General features: G+C 60.8%; 5 protein-coding genes. 1 reads left to right on the forward strand and 4 read right to left on the reverse strand.

Going from position 1 to position 6806, the window contains the following annotated elements:
* Positions 1–136 precede the first annotated feature (136 nt).
* From AZG88_RS22490 to AZG88_RS22505, 4 genes are all read right to left on the reverse strand, one after another.
* Entirely contained in the window at positions 137–643 is a 507-nt protein-coding gene (locus tag AZG88_RS22490; RefSeq protein ID WP_061699144.1) for a CocE/NonD family hydrolase, read from the reverse strand.
* A 558-nt stretch (positions 644–1201) separates the two neighbouring features.
* Positions 1202–2260 (reverse strand): quinone oxidoreductase family protein, encoded by a 1059-nt coding sequence (locus tag AZG88_RS22495; RefSeq protein ID WP_061699146.1) that lies wholly within the window; start codon positions 2258–2260, stop codon positions 1202–1204.
* Between the two features lie 229 nt (positions 2261–2489).
* Positions 2490–2936 carry a cupin domain-containing protein gene (locus tag AZG88_RS22500; RefSeq protein ID WP_197487903.1) on the reverse strand — a complete coding sequence of 149 codons (447 nt, stop codon included), beginning with the start codon at positions 2934–2936 and terminating at the stop codon, positions 2490–2492.
* A gap of 167 nt (positions 2937–3103) precedes the next feature.
* Positions 3104–4261 (reverse strand): alcohol dehydrogenase catalytic domain-containing protein, encoded by a 1158-nt coding sequence (locus AZG88_RS22505; protein ID WP_197487904.1) that lies wholly within the window; start codon positions 4259–4261, stop codon positions 3104–3106.
* Between the two features lie 455 nt (positions 4262–4716).
* Between AZG88_RS22505 and AZG88_RS22510 the strand changes: the two genes are divergently transcribed.
* Entirely contained in the window at positions 4717–6537 is a 1821-nt protein-coding gene (locus AZG88_RS22510) for an FAD-dependent monooxygenase (RefSeq protein ID WP_061699150.1), read from the forward strand.
* Positions 6538–6806 lie beyond the last annotated feature (269 nt).

Below are 6806 nucleotides of genomic sequence, written 5' to 3' on the forward strand. Positions count from 1 at the left end.
GTGTGCGATGATTGCACTGAAAGCGCCTTTCCGTATGTGGACAATTGTGATGTGAGAATCTTGATTGTTTCACTACGGGAGGCGCTTTCGTCATTCACACGCCGTTACGGCCGGCGTAGTCTCCACGGATCCAGGCTTAATCCTCGATGGTGGTTGCCATCGCGGCGAGGAGCTCGTCCGGGTCGTCGATGACCTTGGGGAACTGCGGCAAGGCCTGGGCGAGCGTCCAAAACGCGTTGAGCCCCAATTCGATTGCACCGCCGCGGAACATGAGACCAGCGGCTGGGTCGCTCCAGGTGATCTGCGGTGCTATCGCCGCCAGGCCTGGCGGCCCCGCGAGAGCTGCAGCCCATTGAGTTTGACCGGTATAGCTACCGCCGAACATGCCGACCTTGCCGTTGCTTCCGGGAAGGCTGGTCGCCCATACGACGGTGTCGTACCCGTCCTGCTGCTCGTAGGCCCAGGGCCACTCTCCGTCGGAATCGAATCGGCCGCGAGTGACCTGCTGCACGACGATGTAGCCACGCTTCACGGCGGTCAGGGCTTCGAAGAACAGAACGTTCAACGGTGCCGTCCTGCCGTACGGAGTGCGCAGGATCAGTACCGGGTACGAACCCCGCAGCCGCCGGCGGCCGATAGACATCGGCCCTGAGAATCGTGCCGTCGCGCATCGGCACCCACAAGCCGAGAGTGAGGGGGGCCTGGCTGTCGCCTTTGCTCGACGGTGTGGTCCATCGGGTACTCCATCCGAAACAGGTTCGGCTACAAAGACTGTCATGATGTCTCTCTCGCCGGTGCGCAAAGCCACTGTGAGTCGGTGGCCGTTTCGCGCCTGTACCCTCTACTGCGTTTCGATGCCGCCGAGCCTCTGTCACTGAGGAGAGGGCTGAAAGTCCTGGTCTGACAATTGGAAGGTCTGTCAGTTGCAGGCACCGCTGTGCCCCCTTGATCGCGGTTCGATCGTTAGCGGTGAGGGGGCACGAGCGGGTTAACTCCTGGCTCGTCGACGCCGCGCTCGTGGTGACCAGTCAATTTGTCGCCACTCGGGCCCGAGTGCCGGCAGACCGGTCGGCGATATCAGCTCAGTCGGCATCGGTGTGTCCACAGGCGCCATAAGGACCTAACTCTTTGCCGAAAAATGACCCGGGGCGCTGATTCTCTTCGACTACTTCCCGCTGTGGTCCCGGTCTTCCCCATGAGGTCAAATGTGCGCGGTCACCGCAGCGACACTGCTGTTAGGAACGACAATAAGCTTTGTGCCAGCCGAGTGGGCCTGACGGTGCCAGGCTGTGGGGAGATCCGTAAGCGGCACTTCTTCGTACGTAATTTTCAATCGCCCCTCCTCGACGTCGCGCAGCGTTTCGTCCACCGCCCGGCGCCGGTCTTCCGGGCTGACACGTGTGCCTGCGTAGCCGGCGATCGTTACATATTCGGAGCGAAGAGGGACGCCCGAGATCTCTGAGAATCTTCCGGCCGACGTGCCGAAGTTTACGAACAACCCTCCCTGCCCGGTCGCGTCGAGGGCCGCCGCCGCTGGTTCGCCCCAGAGTGCGTCCAGCACGACATCGATGGGCCGTTCTGCTGCATCCCGGAATCGTTGTGAGAGCTCCTCCTTTGTTTCGGTTTCCAGCTCGACGACGGCGTCTGCGCCGAGGTCGAGTAGGGCTTTCAATCGATCGCGATTGCGCCCTGCGGCAATCACTCGTCCTGTTCCCTGCAGAGCGCACAGTTGAACGATTACCTCTCCCACGGCTCCGGTCGCTCCGAGCACAAGGATTGTCGCCCCCTCGATGGGGCCGCGGAGCGCGGCCACTCGCTCGAGGAGCAGCTTGGCACTCAGCCCGGCAGGGGCAGCAGCTGCAATGACGGGGGGAGGGAGCGGCGAGTCGATGGGCACGACTTGGCTTGTTGCCCCCATTCCTTCCTCCGATAGCGCCTCTGACACAGCGACATACTCGGCGAAGCAGCCGTCCACGCCATACCCGGGGAGGTGCAGTTCGACCCGAACCCGAGTGCCCGGCGCAAACTTGTCGCCTTCGATTACGGTGCCGATGGCCTCGGTTCCCGGGATGTAGGGAAGCTGTGGGACGCCTTCGAGGTATTGCCCAGAGGCAACGAGCAGGTCGAGTCGTTCTATAGCCGCCGCTTCGACGCGTACAAGACATTGGCCCGGTGACCGTCGAGGTGTGGGCACGGTCTCGATACTCGGGCCCTCGTCACAGCTCTTGAGGACGGCAGCACGCATTTGATGATCGGTCATATTTGTTCCTCTAATCTCTCATGGCACGGACTAAGCCCAGATGAGCCTTCCGGCTCGTTCCTTTGCGTCATGCCACGCTCCGGTCCGAGCCGTGACGGGACCGCGAAAAGGTACTTTTCCAGAGCATTTGCGTTGCAAGACAACTTCTTGGGCCCCGCGTGACCCGGCCGAATGTCCTCGTCCTTGTGCAAGTCGACCGTGTCGTGTCGAGGGGCGGCAACTGGTGTTGTCAGTGGTTTTTGCGTTCTGCTCCGGTGAGCACGAATGCAATAGTGGCTGGCCGTTCTCCGGCGTTGACCCAGCCGTGAACGGTGCCGGCTTGGACGACGACATCATGCTGCCGAAGGGTAACTCGCACGTCGTCTTCGAGTACCAGGGTGGCTTCGCCGTCGAGAACAATGGCGTAGTCGATCGAGTCGGAACGATGGAGTGGGCTGCCGTATGTGCTGAAGCTATCGGCCATGTCTGGCATTTGTTCCGCAATTTCTGTCCCGGCCGCTTCCGGGTTGAAGCCAGCACGCTCGGCCCACGTGTCAGGCGGAATGGTCAGGGTGAGGAAGCGGGTCTCGCCAGGGGCCGGAAAGACTGTGGTTTCCTCGGTGACGGGTTCGGCATCGGTGAGCGTCTGTTCGATATTCACATCGCGGGGTGTTGACCAGATGAGCGACCATGACATGCCAGGAATGTGCTTGTACTCATGGGTCCGGGGTGGTTCGTTGTCGGAGATAACGACGCCCTTGCCGTTGCGCTGACCGGCTACGACTCTACGAAGCATAATGTCCCTTCAGAATTTCTTTACATGCACCATTGATGGCGCACGTAGCTGAACACGGCTCGTGTCGGTTAAGGGATTGTGATGACTAAATTGGTGAAGCCGCCGTTGTGGGTGCCAGATTGGACGGTCTCGAGTGCCTGGTTGATGTCATGGAGATCGAAGGACACGTTGTCGAACACGTCGAGGTCCAGCAGGCCTTGACGGACGAGCTTGGTCATCTCTTCGCCCTGTGCGGTCGTGAACCAGAAGGATCCGGTGAAGGTCTGCTGGCTGTGCATCATGGCGTTCACGTTCAGTGGTATCGCTTCGAGGACACCTCCGATGTTGACGTGCGTTCCCCCGGGTGCCAGTGCATCGACTCCCGCTTTATAGGCCTCGGGCGAGCCACCTGTAGGCAATGCATCAATTACGACATCTGCACCAACGCCGCCTGTTTCTGAGTGAACCCATGCTTCGACTGAGTCGACCTGGTCAACGGAAGCGACCATGATCCTTTCCGGGTCAATAGCTTTTACGTCGTTGAGTCGATCGATGTCATGGCCTACGCCGAAAACCTTCGGAGCGCCGAGGGCGAGTGCGAACAACGCAGTTCCCAGGCCCAAGGTCCCGGAAATGCCGTTGATCAGGACAGTCGTGTCGATGCCTACTCCGGCTCGCTTCAGCGCCGCATATCCCGTGCCGAGGTATCCCCATCGAGTCGCGGTTTCGGACGAGACACTCTCGGGCAACCTGACCAAGGTGTACTGCGGAGCGATCATGTACTCAGCGAATCCGCCGTAAGGGTAGTCCGCCAACATTTTCGCCGATTTTTTTCCCACCCCGAAATAACCGTTGAAGGCCGAATACTCGCAAGCAGCCGTGTGGCCCTTTCGGCAGGCATGGCACTCTTGGCAGAAGCGGTGCGGGTTTACATAAACACGGTCACCGACGTCGAAGCCGTAGACAGACGCGCCTTTCGCGGTGATCACGCCGACAGGATCGAGTCCGTAGCTGGACGGCCGGGCAGGGGCGATCAGGGGCTGCGGGGGGTCCAGCATGGCAACCAGGTTCGGGATGAAACTGCAGGCCTGAAGCTGAATGAGGACATCTGTTGGTCCAGGTTTGGGCCGTCCGACGATGTCGATCGTGAAGGGCTCTCCTGCCTCACGGTAGATCGCAGCCCTCATCTGTTCGCTCTCGTGCAGGCCACGCTCGGCTACTGCCGTCGCTTGCGTGATGGTTTCCATACTTCTCCTTACGCGTTCTTCGCTCAGTTCAGTCACGTTCCATTGCCCTAGAGTTGTGCCGCAGACATTCTGCTGCAGCATTCCTCTGCATCCCGCTAGCGCCACGTGGTAGGGGCAATCGGTACCGACCCTGTGTATGTCCTTGTATGTATGTTCTTGTATGTATGCGCCATAGGGTCACTCCTGTTTGAGAACAACCAAGCGGGGCCAGGCAGGCATCGGGAGTGGCAAGCAGTTCTCGTGCCTGCCCGTATGGGCGATGCTCACCGCGGATAGCAGTATGGTGTCAGTCACTATCGAACGGAACACCATGGGCTGTTCCACCCACCGGAATTCCTACCCAGTCCCATGTAGTGGAAATCACAGGGTGATTTTCTGGGAGGCCATCCGCTTGAATGCGAAGCGCAACCCTTTCAGCGGTATGCATTCTGACGATGACCTGGAGTTGATACGCAATGACCATCCGTACCATTGAGACCGATGTCCTAGTCGTGGGCGCTGGCCCCACTGGACTAACGGCGGCACTCAGCCTGGCCACTCAGGGGGTAAACGCCATCACCATTTCGCGCTACCCAGGGCCTGCTCCCACTCCCAGAGCACACATCACGAACAAGCGGACGATGGAGGTATTCCGCGATCTTGGAGTGGAAGACAAGGTCAGGGACGCAGGCTATCCCCTGTCCTGGCTGCACAACAACGTGTTCGCCACCACGATGGCTGGTCCGGAACTCGGCCGGTTCAAGAGCTACGGGACATCCGAAGAGAGGCTGTCGGATTACGCTGCGGCAGGCCCGCTGGAGCCGATCAACTGCCCACAACACAGGATGGAGCCGGTCCTGCTCGAGGCGGCCCGGGAACAAGGCGCGGACGTGCGGTACTCGCAGGAACTCGCGCACGTGGAGCAAACCGCTGATCTCGTCACGGCCAGCCTCCGCGATCGAGAAACGGGGGAGGAGTACGTCGTCCGTGCACAGTACCTGATTGCGGCCGACGGGGCCCGCTCTTCCGTCGCCGAGCAACTCGGCTTCGAATTCACCGGACAAGCCGGACTCAAGGGAATGGCCACGTGCTGGCTGGGCGTGGACCTCACGAAGTACGTCGAGCACCGGCCGGGAGTTATCTACACGCTGTCGGTGCCCGGATTGTTCGGCGCATCGGGACCCGGCAACATCAACAACGTGCGCCCCTGGGATGAATGGATGTTCGTGTTCCCCTGGGAAGACGACGAACTGCCCACCGAGGACTTGATCGTGGAGAACGCCCGACGCGCCATCGGTGATCCCGAGATCGCGATCGAGCTGAAGGACGTCACAAAGTGGCAGGTCAACAATGTAGTAGCAACGAACTACCAGAACGGCCGCGTGTTCCTCGCAGGCGACGCGGGTCACCGCCACCCGCCCTACGGAGGCCTCGGCACGAACACTTCGGTTCAGGATGCGTACAATCTGGGCTGGAAGATCGCGTGGGTTCTGGAAGGTAAAGCGGGTCGAGGACTCCTCGACAGCTACTCTGCGGAACGTCAGCCGATCGGTGCGCAGGTGGTGAGCAGAGCCATTCAGAGTTGGAGGGACGGCTCGGCCTACATCGAGGCGCTCGGTCTCGAAGAAGGACAGGCCGCCGACGAAGCGTCGGAGGTCATGAACGAGATTTTCGGCAACACCGACCGCGGCCGTGAGAGGCGCAAAGACCTCAAAGAGGCTATTCATCTTCAGACATTCCGTGCCAACGCGCTCGGCGTCGAACTGGGCCAACGCTACAAATCCGATGCCATCATCAGCGACGGCACTCCCGCCCCGGAACCGAAGCGTGATCCAGAGCTCTACTACGAACCGACGACACGGCCCGGGGCTTACCTCCCCCATGCCTGGATAGAGCATGATCGCACCCGCGTCTCCACGCTTGACCTGGTCGGTCACTCCCGTTTCAGTCTCATCGTCGGCGTTGACGGGCAGGCTTGGGAGGACGCGGCAAATGTGCTCAGCGCAGAGCTTGGTGTCGAGCTGCCTGTACTTCGCATCGGCCTTCGAACTGACTACAACGACGTGCTCGGAACGTGGACAGACCTCCGCGAAATAGACGATGACGGTGCACTGCTGGTCCGCCCCGACCGGCACGTAGCCTGGCGCTCGCACCACGTTGCAGACGCACCCGAACAGACGCTGAGAACGGCACTGACGCAGATCCTGGCATTGAAGGACCTGGCACTGACCTCCAGCGCTTCCTCATCCATTGGCTCGACGGCCACTGAAGCGTTTGCCGGCCTCTCCGATCGGTGAGTCGAAATAGCGAAGCCCTCAACAGATCAAGGGCCACCGAGTCCTGACGCTGCAAGCACCGGAACGTCGCCGGGAATGCCATCGCACTTCCGGCGACGGCCGATCGCGCCTCGAACAAGCTACGCGGGCCGAGCACTATTTCCCGCTGCCGCCGGAGGCTTGAAGGTGAGGTGCCATCGAGTCGGGCGGGGCTCGCAACACAGACCTCTATCGCCCGGAAGGGCGTATCTGCTTGGGTCAAGTCCTTGGGGGTGGTGTACGAGGGTCGT

The organism is Rhodococcus sp. LB1 (assembly GCF_001583455.1).
Classification (GTDB): domain Bacteria; phylum Actinomycetota; class Actinomycetes; order Mycobacteriales; family Mycobacteriaceae; genus Rhodococcus_F; species Rhodococcus_F opacus.

Excerpts from the sequence above, each read along its gene's own strand:
- AZG88_RS22490 (WP_061699144.1), bottom strand. The coding sequence starts at position 643 with ATGTCTATCGGCCGCCGGCGGCTGCGGGGTTCGTACCCGGTACTGATC.
- AZG88_RS22495 (WP_061699146.1), bottom strand. The coding sequence starts at position 2,260 with ATGACCGATCATCAAATGCGTGCTGCCGTCCTCAAGAGCTGTGACGAG.
- AZG88_RS22500 (WP_197487903.1), bottom strand. The coding sequence starts at position 2,936 with ATGTCATGGTCGCTCATCTGGTCAACACCCCGCGATGTGAATATCGAA.
- AZG88_RS22505 (WP_197487904.1), bottom strand. The coding sequence starts at position 4,261 with ATGGAAACCATCACGCAAGCGACGGCAGTAGCCGAGCGTGGCCTGCAC.
- AZG88_RS22510 (WP_061699150.1), top strand. The coding sequence starts at position 4,717 with ATGACCATCCGTACCATTGAGACCGATGTCCTAGTCGTGGGCGCTGGC.